This is a genomic window from Sinomonas humi (assembly GCF_000802235.1).
Lineage (GTDB): Bacteria > Actinomycetota > Actinomycetes > Actinomycetales > Micrococcaceae > Sinomonas > Sinomonas humi.
Map to the genome: position 1 here is coordinate 51,930 of NZ_JTDL01000089.1, position 22,101 is coordinate 74,030.

Below are 22,101 nucleotides of genomic sequence, written 5' to 3' on the forward strand. Positions count from 1 at the left end.
TTCCGGGGCGCCGTCGTCGGCCGCGATGCTCGGGCGCCTCGCGGAACTCGAGGTGCTCACCAAGGGCCCCGCGTGGGCCCTCACCCGCTCGGCGCCGTGGGTCATCGCAGCCCTCCAGACTGCGTTCACGCGCAACCGGCCCCATGTCGAGCTCGAGGCCTTCCACGACGAGATCGACGAGTTCCTCGCAGAACTCCGGGCGCGGGATGCCGCGATCGGGGCCCCCAGCACGGCGGGAGCGCTCACTGGCCGCCTCGTCGCCGACGACTGGACCCGCCGCCGCTTCCTCGCACGCCGGGCACAGGGCGGCCGCATCGTCTATGAGCTCACCGAGCCTGCTGCTCGCGTTCTCGCCTTCTTGGACTCGCTCTCCTCCGACCGCTCCACGCTGACCGGCTCGCGCCTCGGCACCCTGCTCGCGGACGTCGAGAAGCTCGCCCAGGAGACCAACCCGGATACGAGCGCGCGCGTCGAGGCGCTCGAGACCGAGATCGGGGAGCGACGCGAGATGATCCGCGGGCTCGAGACCGGGGAGATCGACGCGGCCCTCGAGGCCGACGACGCCGTCGAGGCCGCCGAGAACATCCTCGACCTCGCGGCCGGGCTGCCGGCCGACTTCAAACGCATGCGCGACCGGATCGAGGAATCCGTCGGCCAGCTGCGCAACCAGATCATCGAGGAGTCGCTCAGCAAGGGCGCCACGATGGCGCAGGTCCTCGAGGCCGACCGGCGGCTGCGCGAGTCGAGCGAGGGCCGCACGTTCCGCTCGTTCACCGCGTTCCTCGAGAATCCCGAGCAGCAGCTCCGCTTCCGGTCCGCCATCGCTGAGGTCCTCTCGCGCGATTTCGCCGACCGCCTGGGTGCTGAGGAACGCCAAACCCTTCGGCACCTCGTCGCCGAGCTCCGCGACCAGCACTCCGAGATCCAGGGCATCTACGGAAAGCTCTCGGAGAGCCTCAACACGTACGTTCAGAGCGACGACTACCGCCAGTCCGTGCGCCTCCGCGACGCCATCCGGCGCGCCGAGCAGGCCGTGCGGCGGCTTCCGTACCAACGCGAGCAGGCCGCGTTTGCGCCCGCGCCTGAGCTGTTCGGGGCCGAATTCGATTCGCTCTCGATGGTGAAGCTCTTCGATCCCGACGAGTACGTCGCCCCTCCGCGCTTGGCCGAGCCGATCGCGTTCGCGGAGGAGGACCGCGTCCGCTCGGCGCGCACGGGCAAGGCGAGGGCCGCGGCGCTGCGGCAGGCGTTCGACGTCGCGCTCGCCGGCGGAGGCGGCCGGGCCACCGCCGCGAGCGTCTGGCGGGAGCTGCCGCCCGAGGAGCAGCACATCAACTCGATCCGCGCGCTGCTCGGCGAGCTTCTGCATCGAGGCGCGCTGTTCGCCGGAACCGATGACGACGGCGCGGCGGCCGAGTGGGAGGCCCTCGACTTTGAGCAGGTGGACGGCTCGACGCGCCGCGCGTATGTGCCGGCCGTGGAGGTCCACGGGGCGCCGACGAGGGGCGGGCAGATGAAGGGCGGCGAGATGAGGGTCGGCGAGATCCAAGAGAGGGGCACGGCATGATCGAGGACATCGAGCCGGACGTGAGCGAGGCCGAGTCCTCCTCTGGCCGGCTCGCCAACGCGGCGGCCCTGTACGACGGCGACACGGGTCTCCTACCGCTGCGCGTGCGGCAGGTCCTCGTGCGCCTTCTCAAGGGTCCCTATCTGGACGGCGGCCGCGACGAGCGCCTGTGGACGACCCTGCTCGACAGCCAGGACGTGCTGCGTTCACGCCTGTCGGAGCTCTTCCTGAGCCTGCACGTCGACCACGCGCGGAAGATCGCCGTCGTCCGCCCCGTCGACCCCGAGCTGCTCGGTACGGCTTCGCGGTCGACGATCCTGCGCCAGCAGCGCGCCTTGAGCCGAGTCGAGACGATCCTGCTCCTGCGCCTCCGGCTGCTCCTCGACCGCCACACGACAGCCCAGACCGAGCCGACGGTCACGCTCGAGGAACTCTCCGACGTCGTCGCCCACTACCAGCCCTCCGATCAGCGCGACGCCCTCCGCGACGCCGACACCATCTCGCGCGCCGTCCAGAAGCTGCAGGCGCGCCGGCTCCTCCTGCCCACACCGCTCGACGACGTCTACCTCATCTCGAACGCGCTCCCGCTCGCGCTCCCGTTCGAGAACATCGGGGACGTCGCGCGGCATCTCGAGGCGCTCGCAGAGGCCCCGGACGCCGGCACCCTGGACGGTGCGGACGCCGGCGGAGAGGACGACGACGGAGCGCACCCCACGCTTGACCTCGACGGCGTTGTGCCGGGTCAGGAAGGCGACGAGGATCCGGCTGACGAGGAGGGGATCGAATGAGCATCGCGACCATGCTCCCGCTCGACGACCAGATCAACCCGGGACAGTTCAGGCTGACCCAGGTCCAGATCGTCAATTGGGGCACGTTCCACGGTGCGCACAGGATGCACGTGGACCGCGCGGGCACCCTCCTGACGGGCAACTCGGGGGTCGGCAAGTCGACGCTCTTCGATGCGATCGCCCGGGTGTTCGACGCCCGGCCGCGCTCGAACGAGGCGGCAGCGGCGCGGACCGGCCAGAGCGAGGACCGGCGTACGACCTTCACGTACATGCGCGGGAAGGTCGGCGATGTGGCCGTCGGCGAGAGCCAGGCCAGTGCGTTCCAGCGCCCCGGCGCGACGTGGAGCGCGATCGCCCTCACGTTCGACAACGCCGCCGGCACCCGCCACACGCTCACGGCCCTGTTCGACCTGCCGAAGAACGGCACCGAATCGAGCCTCGGGCGCTTCTACCTCATCGACCAGGCCCCGCTCGACGTCCACGCCATCGAGGGCATCGCCGACCGGCGGTTCACGCGCGGGGCGCTCGAAGCGCTGTTCCCCGGCGCCCAGGTGTTCGACGTCCACAAGAATTTCGCCGAGCGCTTCCGCCGCCTCCTCGGCATCTCGTCGGACCAGGCCCTTCCGCTCCTGCGGGTCATCCAGGCTGGGAAGGGGCTCGGCGGAAGCGTCAACAGCTTCTTCCGCGACCAGGTCCTCGACCCGCCGGAGACGCTCGCGGCCGCGGATCAGGTGGTCGAGGAATTCAGCAACCTCATGTCCATACGGCAGCGCCTCGAGGACGTGCGCGAGCAGCGCGACCAGCTCGCGCCCGTGCCTGCGCTCAACCAGCAGTACGCGCAGGCCCTCCTCGACGCCAACCGCCTCCGCGATCTCTCGGGCGAGGCGTTCGAGCGGGTGCGGCAGCAGCTCACCGTGGGCGTGCAGGAGCGGATTACGGCACGGGCCGCCGAGGCCGCCCAGTCGAAGGCGGCCGAGCTCGCCGCCGAACGCAAGGTCCGCGACGCGCTCGCGAAGGAGCTCCGCGCCCTCGAGGCCGAGTACAACAACGCGGGCGGGAACCAGATCAGCGCCCTCGAGCAGCAGACCGAGAACGCTCGTGTGGGCCTGCGGCTTCGTCGGGAGGTGGAGGCTGCCGCACGCCAGGGCCTGGACGACGCCGGGTTGCAGCTTCCATGGTCCGCCGAGGGCTGGGCGGCGGCCCACGAGGAGGCCGCGGCCGCGACCGAGTCGCTCGAGGGCGATTCCGCAGCTCTGCGAGAGGCGCGCTTCGAGGCCTTCGACGCTCATGCTTCCGCCAAACGCGACCTCGCCGAAGCCCACCGCGAGCTCGAGTCGATGGCCGTGCGCAAGAGCCTGCTGCCGCCGTCGTCCGTCGAGAACCGCGCCGCGATCGCCGCGGCCACCGGCGTCCCCGAGGAAGCAATGCCGTTCGCGGGGGAGCTCATCGACCTCGCGGACGGCCAGGAGAGGTGGCGGCCCGCCGCCGAGCGGGCCCTCCGCTCGCTCGCGACGACGCTGCTCGTCCCCGGCGAGCACTTCGCCGCCGTCACCCGCTACCTCGACGCCCATACCGTCCGTGGTGCGCTGCGCGCCGTCGACCTCTCGGTGCCCGTGTCCGGCTCTGCCCAGGCGCTCGCCGACGTGCGCGGCGACGACCTCCTCACGAAGCTCCAGATCCTCGACGGGGAGGCTGGAGACTACGTGCGCGGCCGCATCGCAACGGAGTTTGCCTACCCCTGCTTGGAGAACCCGGACGAGCTCGCGCTGCTGGACCGGGGGCTGAGCCTCGGCGGCGTCGTGAAGCGGCACCGGGGCACCGTCGAGAAGGACGACCGGTTCGCTTCGCGCCAGGACTGGGTCCTCGGCTTCGACAATGCGGTGAAGGTCGCCGACCTCACGGCCCGCATCGCGGAGCTTGAGGCCGCTCTCGCCCGCGCTGCGGAAGCCGCGCAGGCGAGCGAGGACTCGCATCAGGGCATGGCACGCCGTCTCGAGGCTCTTCGCCGCGTGGCGGCCGACCCGCGGCCTTGGGAAGAAGTCTCTGCCGCCGTCGCCGAGGAGGAACTCCGGCGCGCCGAGAAGCGCCTGGAAGACGCCCGCGCCGGGCAGGCGGACCTCGAGCCGCTGCGCGCGAAGGTCGAGCGAGCGCGGGCCGACCATCAGGCGTCCACCGAGACAGCGGCCGTCTTCCAGAGTGAGCATCGGCATCTCGACGCCGCCGCGTCCTCGGCGGCGCGTCTGCTCGAGGCGGCGCGGGACAAGTTGGCCGAGATGCGGCCCGGGGCGGAGTCCTCCTCGGGAGACGAGGCCCTCGTGCCGTACTTCGAAGGTGCCGCCGAGCTCACCGAGCTCCACGCGCTCGACACCCTCGCAGCAGACGTCAGGGCCCGCCTGCTCGAGGAACTGCACGCGGCCGAGAGCCGTGGCCAGTCGGCGGCGGAACGGCTCACCCGCATCTTCGAGGCATTCGAGCGGGACTGGGGCCCGGGCGTCTCCGCGGACCACGGCGTCTCGGTGGCGGCGGCGAGCGCGTTCGAGGCGCGTTACCACGAGATCGTCTCCGAAGGGCTGCCCACGCAGGAGGCCGAGTTCCGCCGGTTCTTCCAGCAGCGCACGCACGAATCGTTCAGCACGCTCCTGCATCTGCTCGACGAGGAGCGGCGGGCGATCTCGGCGAGGATCCTGCCGCTCAACAGCATCCTCGGCGGGGTCGGCTTCCACGAGGGGAGCTACCTCGAGCTCGACATCAAGCAGACCGTTCCAGCCTCGGCGCGGCAGTTCAAGGAGGCCATCGTGTCGGCGCTCAAGGCGCGGCATGCCGTCGAGACTGCCGAACCCGCCCGAGAGGATGCCCTAGCCGCTCGCTACAAGACGCTCGAGACGCTCGTGAAGCGCCTCGCCTCGTCGGCTCCCGAGGATCGGCGCTGGCGGGCTGAGGTCCTGGACGTCCGGACTCACGTGTTCATCTCGTGCAAGGAGCACCGTGCCGTCAGCCTTCCGGGCGGCCAGACGCGGGACGAAGTGTTCGTCCACTCCGACACCGGCAGCATGTCCGGCGGCGAGCGGCAGCGCTTCACGGCGTTCATCATGGCCGCGGCGCTCAGCTACCAGCTCGGCATCGCCGAGCAGGGCTTCACGACGTACGGCACCGTGATGATGGACGAGGCCTTTGTGCTGGCATCCGAGGAGTTCGCAGGGGCGGGGATCTCGGCGCTGCACGAATTCGGGTTCCAGCTCCTGCTCGCCGCACCCGAGAACGTCATCGACCTCTCACGGCACCTCGGTTCCGTGACGGAGATCCTCCGCGACCGCCGGACCAACCGTTCGGGGCTCCTCGAGGGCCTCGGAAAGGCTCGCGAGGAGGGCGAGGGAAGCCCGCTTTCGCAGGCCAACCCCGTGGACATCGTGCTCCGCACGCCCGTGTAGCCTCAGCGGTCCGCGGGTAGCGTGAGGATGTCATGGCTACGGAAGAGCGCTCGGCGGAGGGAGGCCACGGCTGGCGAGCCGTCGCCGTCGTCCTCGTGGGAGCCTTCATGGCTCTCCTCGACACCACGATCGTCAATGTCGCGCTGCCGTCGATCCGCACAGGCCTGCATGCCTCGCCGGCCAGCCTCGAATGGATCGTCTCCGGCTACGCGCTGGCCTACGGACTCGTGCTGGTTCCTGCTGGCCGCATCGGCGATCGGATCGGACACAAGTGGCAGTTCATTGCAGGCCTCGCACTGTTCACCCTCGCGAGCGTGGCCTGCGGCCTGTCCGCGACACAAGGCCAGATCATTGCCGCGCGCATCGTGCAGGGCGTTGGCGCGGGAGTGTTCTATCCGGCCATCTCCGCGACGATCCAGCTTTCGTTCACCGGTCACCAGCGGTCCAAGGCCTTCGGGACGATGGGCGCCGTCATCGGCGTCGCAACAGCGCTTGGGCCCGTCCTGGGCGGTCTCATCATCCAGGCAGCGGGCCCGGTCGACGGCTGGAGGTGGGTGTTCCTCGTCAACCTCTTCGTCGGAGTGGTCGCGCTGCCGGTGGCCGCCTGGCTCCTGCCGCGGCCGACGGCGCGCACCCGGCGAAGCATTGACCCCGTAGGTTTGGGGCTGCTCACCTCGGGCCTCCTGCTCGTGCTGATACCGCTCGTCGAGGGACAGCCGAGCGGGTGGCCCCTCTGGACGTACCTTGCCTTCGGGGCGTCGGTTCCTGTGCTGGTCCTGCTCGCGCTGTGGGAAGTGCGCACCGAGCGGCGGGGCGGTGACGCCCTGCTGAAGCCGAGCCTGCTCTCGCGCTCGTCGTTCTCAGCAGGGGCGGTGTTCGCGATCGTCTATTTCGCGGGGTTCACGAGCGTCCTGTTCACGCTCTCGATCCTGTGGCAGGTCGGTCTCCAACGGAGTGCTCTGGCGAGCGGGCTGGTCTTCACGCCGTTCGCGCTGGGCAGCCTGATCGGGGCTTCCAGCAGTGCAAAGCTCTCGGCCCGCCTGGGCCGCATGGTGCTGGTCACGGGGTGCCTTCTGGTCGCGGCAGGCCTTGCCGGGGTCACGGCGGTGCTCTACCTGACCGCGCCGAGCCCAGGCGGGTGGGAACTGGCGGGCCCACTGATCGTGGCGGGGTTCGGGAGCGGGATCGTGATCGCGCCGAACCAGGATTTCGTCATGGCCTTCGTCCCGCCGCCTGAAGCCGGGACGGCGAGCGGTACCCTCACGACCGCCCAGCGCGTCGGCAATGCGGTTGGCATCGCCGTGGTCGGCACCGTGCTCTTCGGCACGGTGAGCGTGCGCCCCGGGCCGGACGGCGTAGCGCGCGCGTTCGCTTCAAGCGCTCAGCTCGCCATGCTCGTCAGTGTGGCCTTCGTCCTCGTTTCCCTCTTTCTCGTGATCGCTCTCCCGCGGCAGGTTCCGTCCCGCAAGTAGGCCGGGGAAGACATCGGCAGGCCCCGGCAGCGCGCCGGTGAGCCGCCGCGCGCTGTCTCCTCGCGCCGTCGTCCGCCTGCGAAAAGACCGCGAGTTGTCTGGAGAAGCGGCGAGCCTCTCAGCTTTCACAGAGTTTGCATCGCTAGTGTGGGCCAGCGCGCTTCAGCGGGCGCGCCGTCCTGAAGCCGACCTTAGGGAGCCGCATGCGGCGCAAGCCTGACACCCAGAGGGACAGCAGCCAGACCAGCGAGCCATGGCATAACCTCTATGGGCAGCTCATCGACCGCGACCGGCGCCGGAAGTTCCGGCGGCGCAGAACGGTTGTGCTCTCGATGGCCCTCGTAATCGCCCTCGTGGTGGCCGGCGGGGTCTTCGCGCTCACCACCTACATCAGCTTCGAGAACGGAGTCCGCCGTTCGGAGGCCCTCACGGGCGGCGCGGGGCTCGACCAGGACGTCAACATCCTCGTCATGGGGCTCGACAGCCGCCTGGACGAGAACGGCAACCCGCTCAGCCAAGAGGAGTACGACGCGCTCCACTCGGGCGATTCGTCCGACGGCGGCTACAACAGCAACGTCCTCATGGTCCTGCACGTCCCGAAGGACGGAAGCCAGGCGACTGTCATCTCGATTCCCCGTGACGACTACGTGGACCTCGCGGGCTCGCCGGACGGCATCTCGCAGGGCAAGATCAAGCAGGCCTACGGCTACGCGATGGATGACGCCATGAAGAAGCTCAAGGCGGATCCCCAGGGCAAGAGCGATTCGCAGATCTACCAGGAAGCGCGCGACGACGGCCGCAAGGCCGAAATCCAGACCGTTCAGAACTTCCTCAACATCAAGATCGACCACTTTGTCGAGGTCACGATGGGCGCCTTCCTCGACGTCGCGAAGGCGCTTGCGCCGATCACGGTGTGCCTCCAGGAGGCGACGCAGGACACTTACTCGGGGGCGAACTTCAAAGCCGGCGTGCAGCAGCTCAACGCGCAGCAGGCCGTCGCGTTCGTCCGGCAGCGCCGCGATACCTCGGGCTCGGGCGTGGCGCTGAGCGATCTCGACCGCGAGCGCCGGCAGCAGGCGTTCATCTCCTCCCTCCTGACGCAGCTCAAGCAGAAGAGCACGTTCACGGACATCAACAAGATTGAGGGAATCCTCAACGCGGTCAAGGACAAGATGGCCGTGGACCAGTCGCTGAACCTCATCGACTTCGGCCTCAAGGCGAAGCAGCTCACGGCGGGCCACCTCCGGTTCGTGACGCTCCCGATCGTGCAGTTCGGCACGTCGGACACCGGCGAATCGGTGAATATCGTGGACAAGGGAGCCATCCAGGCCGAGGTCTCGCAGCTGCTCTCGCCGCAGCCCACCGCGACCCCGACGCCGAGTCCTGCCCAAGGCTCCGGATCGCAGAATTCGGGTGCCGCGCCAGCCCAGCAGGATTCGTCGGCCCAGCAGGCCCCGGCGCAGCAGGCGCCTGCCCAGCAGGCGCCAGCTGCGCAACCGGCACCCACGCCCTCACCGTCGTCGTCGAACGGTACCTTCGACGCCGGTGACTGGTCGAGCGTGCTCCAAGGTGGCGGGATACCGTGTGTCAAGTAGCGGCGTTCACCTGATCGTCGCCGGGGCGTTGCCTTAGCTTGGCCATCCCTGCCTAGAGTTCCCGCGTGGGCGGTAGCGTTCGACGGCGGTATGTCGCCCTCGGGGATTCCTTCACCGAGGGCGTGGGCGATCGAAACCCAAACCTGCCCAACGGCGTCCGGGGCTGGGCCGACAGGGTCGCCGAGAAGCTTGCAAAGCACGAGAAGGGCTGGGAGTACGCCAACCTCGCCATCCGTTCCAAACGCCTCCGGCAGATCATCGACGAGCAGCTAGAACCCGCCGTCGCCCTCAAGCCGACCCTCGTGACGCTCTACGCCGGCGGAAACGACATCCTCGACCTCGGCACGGACATGGACAGGCTTCTTGAGGAGTACTCCGGCCTCGTGGGGCGGCTCGCGGAGACAGGAGCCACGCTCGTCCTCTTCACGGGCTACGACGTCAAGGTCAACCCTCTTCTCGAGCCCCTCCGGAGGCGCAACTGGCAGTACAACGCGCGCGTACGGGAGCTCGCGCGTGAACACCAGGCGGTGCTCGTGGACTACTGGTGCTTCGACGAGTACAACGACAAGCGCATGTGGGACACGGATCGGCTTCACATGTCGACTGCGGGCCACAAGTTCCTCGCGCGCCAAGTCCTCGCCCACCTCGGCGTGCCCACGACGTTCAAGCCGAGGGACTGGGAGCCTATCGCTCCCCGGAACACGCGGGAGTGGGTTGCAGCTCAGCGGGAGTGGATGAACGACTGGGTCGTTCCGCTCATCGGCCGCAAGCTGCGCGGTGTGACGCTCGGGGACTACCTCCTCCCGCGCTGGCCCGAACCCGTGAAGGTTCCACGCAAGGGCGGACTGCGGCGTTACGCCCTCGAGCACCCCGAGGTCCTCGAGGGGCGCGCCCTTCTGGGCTGATCTTGATTCCTGACCCTGCCGAGGACCGGCAAACTGAGGCCAGTTCTGGATGCTGGACCGATTGCAGCTCGGGCGCCGGGGGGAAACTAGTCTGGCAAGGCATCCCCGAAAGACCTGAGAGGACTCGAGAACCCGATATGCCGCTGCCTGCCCTGAACCGCGCCGGGAACCTCAGCAGGGCGTGGCTTCTGGTCCTAGCGTTCCTGGCCATGACTGCGCCGCTCTCGACCGACCTGTACCTGCCCGGGTTCCCCAGAGTCCAGCAGGATTTCGGCGCGAGCGCCTCGGGCGTCCAGCTCACGCTCACGGGGTTCCTCGTGGGGATGGCATTCGGGCAGCTCGGCTTCGGGGCGATCTCGGACAGACGGGGGCGCCTCGTCCCGCTCCTGTGCGGCAACGTCCTCGCCCTCGGCTCCTCGGTGCTTGCAGCCCTCGCACCGTCGATCGAGGTGCTCATCGCGGCCCGGCTGCTTCAGGGCCTCGGCGGGGCGGCTGGCGTCGTGATTGCCCGCGCGATCATCGTGGACTTGACCCACGGCTCCGAGTCCGCGCGCACGATGAGCCTCATGATGACCGTCGGCGGCATCGCGCCGATCGTCGCGCCCTCGCTCGGCGCCGTCCTGCAGGGGCCTGTGGGCTGGCGCGGCGTCATGTGGACCCTCGCGGGGCTGTTCGCCCTCATGATGTGCGCCGTCTCCCTCGTGTTCCGCGAGACGCGCCCTCCCGAAGCACGGCACGGCGCGAGCCTCCTTGGCGGTCTGCGCGCCGTGGTCCGCGAACCCCGCTACCTCCTGTTCGCCGCCCTGTTCGCCACGACGTTCGCCGTCATGATGACGTACATCTCCGCATCGTCGTTTGTCTATCAGGACGTGATGGGGTTCAGTGCCGTCGGGTACGGCATCGCGTTCGGGATCAACGCCGTCGGGCTCATCAGCTCGGGCTACATCTCATCGCGCCTCGCGCGGACCGTCGGTCCGCTCGCCACTGTCCGCGTCGCGGTGCCGCTGCTCCTCGCGTTCAGCGTCCTCACCCTCGTGGTTGCCGTCATGCCCGCCCCCCGATGGCTCCTCGCCGTGCCGATCTGGCTCTCGGTCACGACCGTGGGCTTCATCATGGGTAACTCGTCCGCGCTCGCGCTCGACGCCGTGCGGCACGTCTCCGGAAGCGGCTCGGCCGGGCTCGGCTTCGCGCAGTTCGTGTTCGGCGCGGTCGTGTCGCCGCTCTCGGGCATCGGCGGCGCTGGGACGGCCCTGCCGATGGCGATCATCATGACCATTGCGGCCGCGCTCGCAGCGCTGCTCCTGGCCGCGGCCGCGCTGCGGGCCAGAAGGCGGGCGACGGCGGGGGCCACCCCGTGAACGACGCCGTCGCCTTCCGCGGTGGCTGGGCGGACGACGACGGCGGGGCGGCGACCCGGAGCGTGAGGGCTACTGCCCGAGATCGGCGATATTGAAGCTCCACAGTTCTGCAGAGACGCCGACGGGTCGCTGGCGTTCCTGGGCTCCGCCTTCTGCGGCCGCCGCGGTCTCGGCACCGGCCGCTGCGCCACCGCCGGCGGCACCCCCTCCGGAGCCACCCTCGCCGCCGCCCGGCCGGCCGTGGCCGTGCCCGAACGATGCCGAGTTCCGCCACGCCTCGTAGCTCTCCTCGTCGGCCCACCGGGTCACGACGAGCCACACGTTCCGGCCGTCGCTCGGCTGGAGGAGCTCGAAGCCCTCGAACCCGGGTTGGCCGTCCACGGCGTTCGCGCGGCCGGCGAAGCGGCGGGCGAGTTCGTCGCCGGAGTCGGCGGGCACGGTGATGGCGTTGATCTTGACGATGCTCATGCTGACCATTCTGGCAGCCGTGCAGCGCAGGAAGTCACCCTCTCGCGGAGAAGTCACCCGCGAGCGAACTTCTCTGCGAGAACGTAACTTGAAGGTCGGGCGCGCCGCCACTACGGCGCCAGCGCGCCGCCGCTACGCCCGCTACGCGCCCGCAACCCCTCGGCCGCGCGCCGCGGCTACACTCGGCACCAGTCGCAGCGCAAAGGAGCACCCGCATGACCACGTGGCGGATCCGGGACTTCCACCCCTCGGACCTTGACGGCATCCTCCATCTCTGGAGCGCCATGACGGAATCGGGCATCGAGCCCGTGTACTCGCTCTCGGAGGTCCTCGCGAGCTGCCAGGCAGACTTCGCCGTCGTCGCCGTCCATGGCGAGGACATCGTCGGAGCGGCCGTCGGGCGGGCGGCGCATGAGCAGGGGTGGATCGTCTTCCTCGCGACCCTGCCCGAGTGGCGGGGGAGGGGTATCGGCACCGGCCTTCTCGCGGCGCTCGAGCATCGCATGGCCCCCCTCGGCCTCGCAAAGCTCTCGGCGCTCATGCCGGACACCGAGACTCGGATCGACGCGTTCCTCAACCGCGGCTTCAAGGACGTCAAGAACCTCCGCTTCTTCGAGCGCCAGATCCCCGTGCAGCGCGCGGAACTCGGCCCGCTCGCGCAGCTCGGCGGACGCGTCCTGCCGCGCAACCTTTGGGACAACGTGGCCGGGATGCAGAGCGAGAAGCAACTGCTCGAACGGAGGCTCGTGCTCCCCCTCGCCGAGGCCGAGCTCGCGGATGAATTCGGCGTTGTGCCGCCCCGCGCCGTCGTCCTCTTCGGCCCGCCCGGCACCGGCAAGACGACGTTCGCGAAGGCGATCGCCTCGCGCCTCGAATGGCCGTTCGTGGAGGTCTTCCCGTCACGCCTTGCTGCGGACTCGGAGGGCCTCGCGGGCGCGCTCCGCCGCACGTTCCTCGAGATTGCCGAGCTCGAACACGCGGTCGTGTTCCTCGACGAGGTCGAGGAGATCGCGTCGCGCCGCGCGGGGGATCCGCCGAGCCCCACGCAGGGCGTCACGAACGAACTGCTCAAGATCATTCCCGCCTTCCGCGAGCAGCCCGGGAGGCTCCTCGTGTGCGCTACCAATTTCATCCGGGCCCTGGACCCTGCCTTCCTCCGCCACGGCCGCTTCGACTACGTCATCCCGATCGGGCTGCCGGACGCCGAGGCACGGCGCGCAATGTGGAACCGCTTCATTCCCGCGGCCGTCCTGGCAGAAGTCGACGTGGACGTGCTCGTCGAGCGGACAGAGGGCTTCTCGCCGGCGGACATCGAGTTCGCCGCGCGCTCGGCCTCGCAACGAGCCCTCGAGAAAGCCGTCTACTCCGACGGCGGCCAATCCTCCACGAACGGTCGCCGCGGCCCCACGACCGAGGACTACCTCGAAGCCGTCTCCGAGACGAAGACGACCGTGAGCGAGGAGGTCGCTGCCGCCTTCCTCGAGGACATCGAGGAGCTCGCCCGCGTCTGAGCGCCGGGGTCTCTGACCGGCTGCCGTCTCCGACGTCCCTCGGTTTCCGACCTTCATTGGATCGGGACCAGCGGCGTGTTGCGTGCGACTCGCCGCTCCTGCCCGGTTGCAGGCGGGAGAGCCGGTCGGAATCAGAGGCGCCCGCTCAGCCGGGAGCGGGGTTCGACGGCGGCTCTGGATTGCGTCGTCGTCGGTTCTGTGAGCGCGCGAAGCCGTGGCAGAGTGTTGCGCATGACTGGAGCGCTCCTGAAGGCTGCCCACCGCGTCGGCGACCGAGTCCATGCCGCGCAGACTGTCTGGGCACGGAGGCTGGGCTTCGTCCCCCAAGTGGTCGCGTACCGGGGTTACGGCACCACGTCTCGGGTACGGATACTCGCGCGCGTCCTGTACGGCGCGCCAGGCCTTCACAGGATCGGCGCGAACGCGGTCACGGTGCCCGACCGGGGCCGAGAGCGCAGCCGCGACGCCGGCTGGTACGAGCCGCCGATGCCGAGCGGGTGGACCGGCACCGAGGATGTCCGGGGATGGCGCGCCTTCACGAGCATCCCGATCGAGCATTCGGCCGTCACCATTGAGGTCGGGGGGCATACGACGACGGTGCGCGCCGACTTCGGCGGTGTCATCGACGCGATGGTGCACGTCTCCCTCGAGCCAGGCTGGCACGACGTCAAGATGAGCGCCGAGGGCACGGAGCCAGCCGTCGGTCAGGTTCTCGTGGTCGATCCCTCGTCGACGTTCGGGATCGTCTCCGACATCGACGACACCGTCATGGTCACGGCCCTCCCACGCCCGTTCCTCGCCCTCTGGAACACGTTCGTGGTGAGCGAGCGAGCGCGCACCCCCACGCCTGGAATGTCCGTGCTGCTCGACCGCCTGGCAGCCCGCCATCCCGCAGCCCCGGTCATGTACCTCTCGACAGGGCCGTGGAACGCCGCCCCAACCCTCGCCCGCTTCCTCGGACGCAACCTCTACCCGGCCGGCCCGCTCCTGCTGACCGACTGGGGCATGACGGCGGACAGCTGGTTCCGCAGCGGCCGCGAGCACAAGGCCCGGAACCTCGCGCGGCTCGCCGCCGAGTTCCCCGATCTCAAGTGGCTCCTCATCGGCGACAACGGCCAGCACGACGAGTCGATCTACGCCGAGTTCGCCCACCGGCACCCGGAGAATGTCGCAGCCGTCGCGATCCGCGAACTCTCCGCGGGCGAGGCGGTGTTCTCCGGCGGCACGATGCACGACGGCAGCACCGCCCGCGTTCCCGGCGTCCCCTGGGCGTCCGCGCCCGACGGCGCAGGGCTCGCCGAGCAGCTCGAGAAGTTCGGCCTTCTCTAGCTCAACCCTTGCCCTCAGCGTCCCTCTCATAGAGAGAATGGGCCATGACGGTCCTCCTGAGGTCTCTCCAAACCGCTGTCCCTCCTACGGTTCTCAAGCAGGCGGAGGCGCGCGACGTCTTCGCGGCGCAGGAAGGCCTCACGAGGCTGGGGACCCGCTTGGTCCGCACGTGCTTCGATGCGGCCGCCATCGACACCCGTCACTCCGCCGTCGCCGAATTCTCCTGGGACCTGCCGGACACGGCCCCCGACTTTTTCGATCCCGCCGCCGGCCGCATCCTGAACCCGAGCACGAAGACCCGCAACGACGTCTTCGTCCGCGAGGCCACCCCACTGTTCACCGAGACCGCGCGCGGCGCGCTCGAGGCGGCGGACGGGATCGGCCCCGAGGACGTCACGCACGTCATCACGGTCTCCTGCACCGGCTTCTTCAACCCGGGCCCTGACTACCGAGTCGTCCGCGAACTCGGCCTCCGCCCGTCGGTCCAGCGATTCCATCTCGGTTTCATGGGGTGCTACGCCGCCTTCCCGGCCCTCCGCGCAGCCAAGCTCTTCTGCGAAGCGGATCCGAACGCCGTCGTCCTCGTCGCCATCGTCGAGCTCTGCACGCTCCACGTCCGCAGCTCGAACAACCCCGACACGATCCTCGGCGCGTCCCTCTTCGCCGATGGTGCCGCAGCCGCCGTCATCACCGCACGCGACCTTCCGCTCACCCGCCCGGCCCTGAGCCTCGACGCGTTCGAGACCACTCTCACGCCCGTGGGCGAGGACACAATGGCGTGGAACATCGGCGACCAGGGGTTCGAGATGGTGCTGGGCTCCTACGTGCCGCACATCATCGACGACCACATCACCGGCGCCCTCGAACCGCTCCTCGCGGGCGATCCGGCGCTCGCAGGACGCCCCCACAACGGGATCGAGCACTGGGCGATCCACCCCGGGGGCCGCAGCATCGTCGACAAGGTCGTGGCCCGGCTCGGCCTGAGCGAGGCACAGGCCGAACCGGCGCGCGAGACACTCCGCGAGTTCGGCAACATGAGCAGCGCGACCATCATGTTCGTCTTCGAGCGGATCCTGGGCCTCCCTCTACCTGACGGCGAGTCTGGTGCACCCGGTTCCGAGCGCGTGTGCGCGATGGCCTTCGGCCCCGGCCTCACGATCGAGACAGCGTTGCTGACGCGCGTGAACCCTTGACCCCTGCTACCGAGCGCCGCGAGGTCGTGATCGTCGGTGGAGGCCCCGTTGGCCTCTGCCTCGGTGTGCTCCTCGCGCAGAAGGGGATCGACGTCGTCGTCCTCGAATCCCGCGCCGACCGGAGCCAGCATTCGCGGGCCATCGGGATCCACCCTCCCGGCCTGCGCGTCCTCGCGGCAGCGGGGGTCGACGGGGCGCTCGCGGCCGCGGGGGTCGAGCTCACCGAGGGGCGGGCTCGCTCCCAGGGGGAGGAGGTGGCACGGCTCGAGTTCGATCCGCCCGTCCTCGCCGTCCCGCAGTGGCTCACCGAGCAGACGCTCGAGGCCCGGCTCGCCGAGCTCGCGCCGGGCGCACTCCGGCGAGGAGTGCGTGCGGTGGGGGTCGAGAGGGCGGTCTCGGGCGGCCAAGGCGGTGCCGTGGTCCGTGGTCTGAGCGGAGACACAGAGGTGCGCATCGAGGGCCGCTGGGTTGTGGCGGCCGACGGCGCGCGCTCGCCCCTGCGCAGCGCCATCGGCGTTCCCGTACACGAGCGGGAGTACCCCGATGCCTACCTCATGGGCGACTTCACGGACACGACGGCCGACGGGGCCGCGGCCGTCCTGCACCTCGAGCCGGGGGGCATCATCGAGTCCTTCCCGCTCCCGGGCGGCGTGCGGCGGTGGGTCGTGCACACAGACGGGCTCGAGCCGGAGCCGAGCCCGGAGCGGCTCGCGCGCCTCGTGGCCGAGCGGACGGGCATCGCCGTGGACCCGCGGACCAACACGATGCTCAGCGCCTTCACTGTGCGCGAGCGTTTGGCCGCTTCGATGCTCCGCGGCCGCGTCGTGCTGGTCGGCGACGCCGCGCACGAGGTGAGCCCGATCGGCGGTCAGGGGATGACGCTCGGCTGGCTCGACGCTCAGGCGTTCGCGCCATTGCTGGCCGAGGACGTCAAGGCGGCGCGCTATGGGTGGGAGTCCGATGGCGCGGTGGCTTGGCCTGCGCTGTGGGCGCGGGTCGCCGAAGAACGACGGCGGGCGGCGGCCGAGGCGGCGCGGCACGCCGGCCTCAACATGGCCCTCGGGCGGCCGCTTCCGCCGGGGCTCATGTCGGCGCGCAACGCGCTCTTCCGCGGGCTCTACAGGGCGCCGGTGGTTCGGGGCTGGACGTCGCGCCGCTTCACCATGCAGACCTGACGGCGCCTGCAGGGTCCACTACCCACGGATCCCGCGGGAGCGCCGCGGGCGAGAACGCCTCAAGAGCGGCCGGAAGCGAAGGGGGCAGGCAGAGAGATGCAAGGAGGAGCCCTGTGACCCGCTCGGCCGAAACCCCCTCTGCCGCGAGCGCCGCGAGCGTCACCGCCCCGTCGCGCTTCGCGAGCCGGCGGTGAGCCTGGTTGAGCACGAGCGGGACGTGCGCGTACTCCGGCACCGTGTATCCCAAGAGCCCGGCGAGATAGGCCTGCCTCGGCGTCGAGGGCAGGAGATCGTCCCCGCGGACCACCTGGTCTACGCCCTGCGCGGCGTCGTCGACGACCACGGCGAGGTTGTACGCGACCACTCCGTCGTTGCGCCGCAGCACGAAATCGTCCACAAGCCCCAAGTACCGGCCGTGCACCAAGTCAGTGACCGCCCATTCGGCGACCCCGGCCCGGAGGCGGATGGCAGCCGGACGCTCTGCACGCCGTCGTTCGCGCTCCGCCTCACTGAGGTCGCGGCACGTGCCCGGGTAGGCGCCCTGAGGCGCGTGCGGGGCGCTGGGGGCCTCCTGGATCTCCCGGCGGGTGCAGTAGCACTCGTAAGTGAGCCCATCCTCGGTGAGACCTCGCAGCGCGTCCTCGTACAGTTCGGTCCGCTCGCTCTGCCGCACAACCGGCCCGTCCCAGTCGATCCCGATGGCGGCGAGGTCCCGGAGCTGGGCCGCCTCGGCGCCTGCACGCGCCCGGTCGAGGTCCTCGATCCGAATGAGGAACCGGCGGCCTGTCGACCGCGCGAAGAGCCACGCGAGCAGCGCCGTCCTGAGGTTGCCGAGGTGGAGTTCGCCGGAGGGGCTGGGAGCGAAGCGGCCGGCGGGCATCATGGCCACAAGGTTAGCCCGCTCCGCTGAGGCCCGATTTGAGGGTGCGCTCCCGTCACGCGCCTATGCTTGGTATCCGTGACGGAATCCCGCTGGCTCTCGGCCGAGGAGCGTCGCGCGTGGCTGGCCCTCTTGAGCGTGACGACGCTCCTGCCAGCCGCCCTCGACGCCCATCTCATGTCCCTCGGCCGACTCTCGCTCTTCGACTACAACGTCCTCGCGATGCTCAGTGAGGCGGACGGTCGGTCCCTGCCCATGAAGGAGCTCGCCGCCCGCACCTCGGCGTCGCTCTCGCGACTCTCCCACGTCGTGACGAAGCTCCAGAGCCGTGGCTGGATCGACCGGCAGCCCTCGCCCGACGACGCCCGCGTGACGAACGCGCACCTCACCGATCTCGGGTGGGAGACGATCGTCGACCTCGCCCCGGACCACGTCGAGCGCGTGCGGGAGATCGTCTTCGACGGGCTCGACGAGGAGGATGCGCGTCGGCTCGGAGACATCGCCGAGAAGATCGTCGCCCAGCTCGACGAGGCTTCGTGGATTTTCCGCGACAGCGAGCGAGACCCCGGCCTTCCCTGCCCGAAGCGTCGGGCGGCGCCGACGGCAGGAGCAGCGGACGACGGCGGGAGCGCGGCATGAGCGCGGAGTTCACGAAGCGCTGGGTCGCGATGGGCGATTCGTTCACGGAGGGCGTCGGTGACCCGGATGCGTCGCGTCCGAATGGCGTCCGCGGGTGGGCCGATCGGGCAGCCGAGCAGCTCCAGGCCGCCGATCCCAGTTTCGGGTACGCGAACCTCGCCATCCGGGGGAAGAAGCTGCGCCAGGTGATCACTGAGCAGCTTGAACCCGCCCTCGCGCTTCGCCCCACGCTCGTGACCGTCTACGCGGGCGCAAACGACATCCTGCGCCCGAAGGTCGACATCGACGGGCTGCTCGAGGAGTACGACGCCGCAATCGCGCGCCTCAAGGAGGCCGGAGCCCAAGTGCTCCTGTTCACGGGGTTCGATGCGGGAACGTCGAAGATCTTCGGCGCGATGCGTGGGCGGACGGCGGTCTACAACGAGCAGGTTCGCTGGATAGCCGATCGCCGCGGGGCCACCCTGGTCGACTATTGGCGCTTCCACGAGTTCCAGGACTGGCGCATGTGGGCCGAGGACCGGATGCACATGTCCGCGCTCGGCCACGCGACGATGGCTAATCGGGTGCTGGGGATCCTCGAGCACGAGGGTCTCGCGGATCTTCCCGACGTGCCCGAACTCCCGATCCTGAGCGTGCGCGAGCGGTTCCGAGCCAACGCGGCGTGGGCCCGGGAGTTCGCGGGGCCGTGGGTGATGCGCCGGCTCACCGGCCGCTCGTCGGGGGACAACCTGAGTCCGAAGTACCCGGAGCTCGTGCGGCTCTGACCGTTCAGGGGTCACCTTCGGCGGGTCGAGCCCCGTTCAAGTGTCACCTCCCGCGGGTGTAGCCCCATTCAAGTGTCACCTCCCGCGGGTGTAGCCCCGTTCAAGTGTCACCTCCGGCGGGTGTAGCCCCGTTCAGGGGTCACCTCCGGCGGGTGTTACGCGGCGTGCGGGGCGCGGAAGCCCGGGGTGGCGAGGAGGCCGCCGTCGTTCGTCACGGCCAGCACGTCGACATCCCACTGTGCGGTCGCAAGGTCGAGCATTTCGCGCCCTCCGGCGACGATCGCTGTCGCGAGGACGTCGGCGGTCTCGATGTCCGCCGCAGCGACGCTGACCTGCATGAATTCGGGCGCGCCGCCGCTCACAGCCCAGATGTGGTCGCCGCGCTCGGCGCTCCCGGACGTCGCGAGGGCGCGACGCGCGACGCAACCTGGCGCCCCGGCGAGCGGGTAGGCGCCCAGCAGGGTCCGCCGGTCCTCCGGGTCGACGACGCCGGCCAGCCACGGGCGGGCGGCGTCCCCTCCGGAGGTGGCGTTCGACGGCGATGGCGTGCCCGCGACGAGAACGTCGCCGCCAGCGTTGAGGCACCAGTCGGTGAGCCCGAGTGCCACGAGCGAGCGTCCTGCCTCGGCGATCGCACGGGCCTTGACGATGCCGCTGAGGTCGAGGACGCCGTCGGGACGCTCGGGGGTGAACGCGCCATGGGTCCGCCGTCGCCACTCGATCGCATCGGTGTAGACGGCCCGCGTCTCCGCGCTCGCGTTCGCCAGGCGCAGGACGCCCCGCGCGAGGGCGCTTGCCTCGGAGTCCTCGCGGAACAGGCTGAACCTGTCCTCGAGCGTCGCGAAATCGGCCTCGATGACCCGGACGGCCGCATCGAGCCTTCTCGCGCCGTCCCCGCCGTCGTCGCCTGCATCGGGCCTTGGCGCAAACGCCGCGCTCAGGCTCACAACCGTCCCCATCGCAAGGAATGTCCGCGCGTTGAGGTTCGCGGGCTGGTTCTCAGGCATGCGCTGCGTTGAGGGCCGCTTGCAGGGAGGCCACGTAGCCCTCCGAGGTGTAGGTAGCGCCGCTCACGGTGTCGACGTTCGCGGACTGCGCCTGGAGGACCTCGGAACGGAGGATCGGCGCCGCTTCGGAGTTGATCATGTCGGAGCGCATGTCGTCGCCGGTCAGCTGAGGCGTCTGCACATCCGTGATCTTCCCGCCGGACACCACGACCTGGACCTGGACAATCCCGTACCGGGTCTCTTCGGCGGTGCCCGTGAACGAGCCGTTCTTGAGCCCGGACGACGTCGACGCCTGGCTTCCGCTGCTCGTCGAGCCTGAGCTCGAGGTACTTGAGCCGCTGGTCCCGCCCGACCCCGTGGTTCCGGAGCCGCCGGTTCCCGAGCTCGAGGCACCCGCAGCCGAAGTGTTCGAAGCGGAGCTTCCCGACGAGGTGGTCGATCCGCTCGAGGCCGTCCCTGCGTTCCCGTTCGTCGCCGAGTTCGTGACGCCGGTGACCTTCGAGGCCTCGATGCTCTGCGCGCCAGCCTGCCACCCGATGGCAAGGATTCCGAAGGATGCGAGGGCGGCTGCGGCCGCTGCCCGGGCCCTCACCAGTCGAACCTTTCGTGATGGAGCTGCTCGTCAGAGAGCCCGGCCGACTTTGCGTCCTTGAGGACGGCGTCTGCCCACTTCTTGGGGCCGCACACGTACACGTCGGAGGCCTTGAGGTTCGGCACGTAGTTGCTCAGGGCGAGCCCGGTCTGGTGGCGGGGCAGCCAAGGGTTGCCGTGGCGGGCGCGCTGGCCTATGAGTTCGTACATGGTTGCTCCTCTCTGCCTGCAGAGCTCGGCGATCTCGTCGCGGAGGTAGAGGGTCTCGGGGGTTGAAGCACGGAGGATCACCGTCGCTTCGCCTGGCTCGAACTCGGCGCGCTCGAGGATGGCTCGGAGTGGGGTGATGCCGATGCCGGAGCCGACGAGCACGAGTCCGGGGCGGGTCCGCGCGGCGTGGCCGAACAGGCCGTAGGGGCCGGAGACCGCGACCTTCGTGCCGGGCTTCACGGCCATGAGCGCCGCGCTGCCCTTGCCGAGGTTCCGGACCGTGATCCGGAGGCGTCCGGCGGCGGGGTCAGCCGAGAGGCTGAACGGGTGGTGGTGCCACCAGAGTCGCGGGGCGAGGAATCGCCAGATGAAGAACCTGCCGCCCGCTCCGGTGAGTTCCTCGAGACGCAGGCCCGTAAGCTCGATGCTCACCGCGCCGTCGCCCGCCGAAACCACGCGGGTGACACTGAGCTGGTGGCGGAAGGTCAGCGCAATCGGTGCCCAGATCCGGTAGCGGAGGAGCGCCGCGAGCACCACGAGGTAGAACACGATCCAGTACCACCGCTGCCACTGCCCGGGGCTGAAGAGCTGGCCCTCGCTGAACTGGTGGGGCAGCGCGGTCAGGACCGCGGCGTACGTGAGCAGGTGGACCACATACCAGAACTCGTACGGGTACCTCCTCCGGACGGCGACGAGGGAGGTGACGACGACGAGGATGAACAGCACCGTCGAGATGAACGCGATCCACATGTCGGGGAGGCTGTTCCACATGGAGACGCCCTCGGCGAACGGGTTGAGCCTGTCCGTGAGGCCATAGCCGATGAGCAGGAAGACCATGTGGGCGAGGATCAGGTAGAGCGCGGGCTTCCCGAGCTTGCCGTGGATCTCCATCGCCCGGTCGTGGCCCACGGTACCGTCGATCAGGGGGATCCGCGCCGCGAGCAGGAGCATGACGAGCACGAGGTCGGTGCCGATGAGGCCGGCGATGATGCCGATCGAGGTCGTTGCGGTGGTGAGGTTGTTGAATTGTGCAGCCCCGCCGTCGGCCAGGTAGAGAGCGACCGAAGCCGCGCCCGAAGCCCAAGCGAGCATCGTGAGGAAGTCTTCGCGCAGCAGGCGGCGCCGGCCCCGCTGGCGCAACTCCCGGGCTAGCGCATTGCTGCCGGGGCGCGGGCGGGGCGGCGGTGCGGGCCGCTCGGCGGATCGGAACGCTGTCGTCAT

At 69.9% G+C, this 22,101-nt stretch carries 17 protein-coding genes and 1 pseudogene; 13 read left to right on the top strand and 5 right to left on the bottom strand.

From position 1 onward, the window contains the following. The first annotated feature begins 25 nt into the window (after positions 1-25). The 7 genes from LK10_RS07695 to LK10_RS07725 all read left to right on the top strand — a co-directional run bounded on the left by LK10_RS07695 (position 26) and on the right by LK10_RS07725 (position 11,113). On the top strand, positions 26-1,567 hold the full coding sequence (locus LK10_RS07695; RefSeq protein WP_081998373.1) for a DUF3375 family protein: 1,542 nt from the start codon (positions 26-28) through the stop codon (positions 1,565-1,567). Beyond that, complete coding sequence (locus LK10_RS07700) at positions 1,564-2,355, top strand: DUF4194 domain-containing protein (protein WP_043121950.1); 792 nt, start codon at positions 1,564-1,566, stop codon at positions 2,353-2,355. The genes LK10_RS07695 and LK10_RS07700 overlap by 4 nt, the downstream gene beginning before the upstream one ends. Continuing rightward, positions 2,352-5,783: an ATP-binding protein gene (locus LK10_RS07705; RefSeq protein WP_043121952.1), complete on the top strand. Its 3,432-nt coding sequence runs from the start codon at positions 2,352-2,354 to the stop codon at positions 5,781-5,783. The genes LK10_RS07700 and LK10_RS07705 overlap by 4 nt, the downstream gene beginning before the upstream one ends. A gap of 32 nt (positions 5,784-5,815) precedes the next feature. Next, entirely contained in the window at positions 5,816-7,255 is a 1,440-nt protein-coding gene (locus tag LK10_RS07710; protein WP_043121955.1) for an MFS transporter, read from the top strand. Between the two features lie 203 nt (positions 7,256-7,458). Then, complete coding sequence (locus tag LK10_RS07715; RefSeq protein WP_052207082.1) at positions 7,459-8,850, top strand: LCP family protein; 1,392 nt, start codon at positions 7,459-7,461, stop codon at positions 8,848-8,850. A 65-nt stretch (positions 8,851-8,915) separates the two neighbouring features. Then, a complete protein-coding gene (locus LK10_RS07720) occupies positions 8,916-9,755 on the top strand; it encodes an SGNH/GDSL hydrolase family protein (protein ID WP_043121959.1) in 840 nt (279 codons plus the stop codon). Positions 9,756-9,892: 137 nt separating this feature from the next. After that, positions 9,893-11,113 (top strand): multidrug effflux MFS transporter, encoded by a 1,221-nt coding sequence (locus LK10_RS07725; RefSeq protein ID WP_043121960.1) that lies wholly within the window; start codon positions 9,893-9,895, stop codon positions 11,111-11,113. A 69-nt stretch (positions 11,114-11,182) separates the two neighbouring features. On the opposite strand, the gene LK10_RS07730 is transcribed toward LK10_RS07725, so the two are convergent. Further along, on the bottom strand, positions 11,183-11,581 hold the full coding sequence (locus tag LK10_RS07730) for an antibiotic biosynthesis monooxygenase family protein (protein WP_043121962.1): 399 nt from the start codon (positions 11,579-11,581) through the stop codon (positions 11,183-11,185). Positions 11,582-11,796: 215 nt separating this feature from the next. On the opposite strand from LK10_RS07730, the gene LK10_RS07735 reads away from it, so the two are divergent. The 4 genes from LK10_RS07735 to LK10_RS07750 all read left to right on the top strand — a co-directional run bounded on the left by LK10_RS07735 (position 11,797) and on the right by LK10_RS07750 (position 16,789). Beyond that, positions 11,797-13,092 carry an ATP-binding protein gene (locus LK10_RS07735; RefSeq protein ID WP_043121964.1) on the top strand — a complete coding sequence of 432 codons (1,296 nt, stop codon included), beginning with the start codon at positions 11,797-11,799 and terminating at the stop codon, positions 13,090-13,092. Between the two features lie 231 nt (positions 13,093-13,323). After that, positions 13,324-14,421 (top strand): App1 family protein, encoded by a 1,098-nt coding sequence (locus tag LK10_RS07740; RefSeq protein WP_052207083.1) that lies wholly within the window; start codon positions 13,324-13,326, stop codon positions 14,419-14,421. A gap of 44 nt (positions 14,422-14,465) precedes the next feature. Continuing rightward, on the top strand, positions 14,466-15,614 hold the full coding sequence (locus tag LK10_RS07745; protein ID WP_043121970.1) for a type III polyketide synthase: 1,149 nt from the start codon (positions 14,466-14,468) through the stop codon (positions 15,612-15,614). Continuing rightward, entirely contained in the window at positions 15,611-16,789 is a 1,179-nt protein-coding gene (locus tag LK10_RS07750) for an FAD-dependent oxidoreductase (RefSeq protein WP_043121972.1), read from the top strand. Before LK10_RS07745 ends, LK10_RS07750 begins: the two co-directional genes overlap by 4 nt. Here LK10_RS07750 and gluQRS read toward each other — a convergent pair. Next, positions 16,773-17,672, bottom strand: a complete 900-nt coding sequence (gene gluQRS, locus LK10_RS07755; RefSeq protein WP_043122062.1) for a tRNA glutamyl-Q(34) synthetase GluQRS — start codon at positions 17,670-17,672, stop codon at positions 16,773-16,775. The two genes, LK10_RS07750 and gluQRS, sit on opposite strands and share 17 nt — an antisense overlap. 75 nt (positions 17,673-17,747) lie before the next feature. Between gluQRS and LK10_RS07760 the strand changes: the two are divergent. Further along, positions 17,748-18,224: pseudogene (locus LK10_RS07760) on the top strand (MarR family winged helix-turn-helix transcriptional regulator); the annotation flags it as partial. A gap of 80 nt (positions 18,225-18,304) precedes the next feature. Next, the gene (locus LK10_RS07765) at positions 18,305-19,072 is read left to right on the top strand and encodes an SGNH/GDSL hydrolase family protein (protein WP_043121975.1); all 768 of its coding nucleotides are present in this window, start codon (positions 18,305-18,307) and stop codon (positions 19,070-19,072) included. 155 nt (positions 19,073-19,227) lie between these two features. On the opposite strand, the gene LK10_RS07770 is transcribed toward LK10_RS07765, so the two are convergent. From LK10_RS07770 to LK10_RS07780, 3 genes are read right to left on the bottom strand one after another with little or no spacing between them, the layout of a single operon-like run. Next, positions 19,228-20,079, bottom strand: a complete 852-nt coding sequence (locus tag LK10_RS07770) for an FAD:protein FMN transferase (RefSeq protein ID WP_231567679.1) — start codon at positions 20,077-20,079, stop codon at positions 19,228-19,230. Next, positions 20,072-20,671 carry an FMN-binding protein gene (locus tag LK10_RS07775; protein ID WP_043121977.1) on the bottom strand — a complete coding sequence of 200 codons (600 nt, stop codon included), beginning with the start codon at positions 20,669-20,671 and terminating at the stop codon, positions 20,072-20,074. The genes LK10_RS07770 and LK10_RS07775 overlap by 8 nt, the downstream gene beginning before the upstream one ends. After that, positions 20,668-22,101 carry a ferredoxin reductase family protein gene (locus LK10_RS07780; protein ID WP_043121979.1) on the bottom strand — a complete coding sequence of 478 codons (1,434 nt, stop codon included), beginning with the start codon at positions 22,099-22,101 and terminating at the stop codon, positions 20,668-20,670. The genes LK10_RS07775 and LK10_RS07780 overlap by 4 nt, the downstream gene beginning before the upstream one ends.

Excerpts from the sequence above, each read along its gene's own strand:
- LK10_RS07700 (WP_043121950.1), top strand. The coding sequence starts at position 1,564 with ATGATCGAGGACATCGAGCCGGACGTGAGCGAGGCCGAGTCCTCCTCT.
- LK10_RS07710 (WP_043121955.1), top strand. The coding sequence starts at position 5,816 with ATGGCTACGGAAGAGCGCTCGGCGGAGGGAGGCCACGGCTGGCGAGCC.
- LK10_RS07725 (WP_043121960.1), top strand. The coding sequence starts at position 9,893 with ATGCCGCTGCCTGCCCTGAACCGCGCCGGGAACCTCAGCAGGGCGTGG.
- LK10_RS07780 (WP_043121979.1), bottom strand. The coding sequence starts at position 22,101 with ATGACGACAGCGTTCCGATCCGCCGAGCGGCCCGCACCGCCGCCCCGC.
- LK10_RS07740 (WP_052207083.1), top strand. The coding sequence starts at position 13,324 with ATGACTGGAGCGCTCCTGAAGGCTGCCCACCGCGTCGGCGACCGAGTC.
- LK10_RS07695 (WP_081998373.1), top strand. The coding sequence starts at position 26 with ATGCTCGGGCGCCTCGCGGAACTCGAGGTGCTCACCAAGGGCCCCGCG.
- LK10_RS07770 (WP_231567679.1), bottom strand. The coding sequence starts at position 20,079 with ATGCCTGAGAACCAGCCCGCGAACCTCAACGCGCGGACATTCCTTGCG.
- LK10_RS07705 (WP_043121952.1), top strand. The coding sequence starts at position 2,352 with ATGAGCATCGCGACCATGCTCCCGCTCGACGACCAGATCAACCCGGGA.
- LK10_RS07735 (WP_043121964.1), top strand. The coding sequence starts at position 11,797 with ATGACCACGTGGCGGATCCGGGACTTCCACCCCTCGGACCTTGACGGC.
- LK10_RS07765 (WP_043121975.1), top strand. The coding sequence starts at position 18,305 with ATGAGCGCGGAGTTCACGAAGCGCTGGGTCGCGATGGGCGATTCGTTC.
- gluQRS (WP_043122062.1), bottom strand. The coding sequence starts at position 17,672 with ATGATGCCCGCCGGCCGCTTCGCTCCCAGCCCCTCCGGCGAACTCCAC.
- LK10_RS07730 (WP_043121962.1), bottom strand. The coding sequence starts at position 11,581 with ATGAGCATCGTCAAGATCAACGCCATCACCGTGCCCGCCGACTCCGGC.
- LK10_RS07745 (WP_043121970.1), top strand. The coding sequence starts at position 14,466 with ATGACGGTCCTCCTGAGGTCTCTCCAAACCGCTGTCCCTCCTACGGTT.
- LK10_RS07715 (WP_052207082.1), top strand. The coding sequence starts at position 7,459 with ATGCGGCGCAAGCCTGACACCCAGAGGGACAGCAGCCAGACCAGCGAG.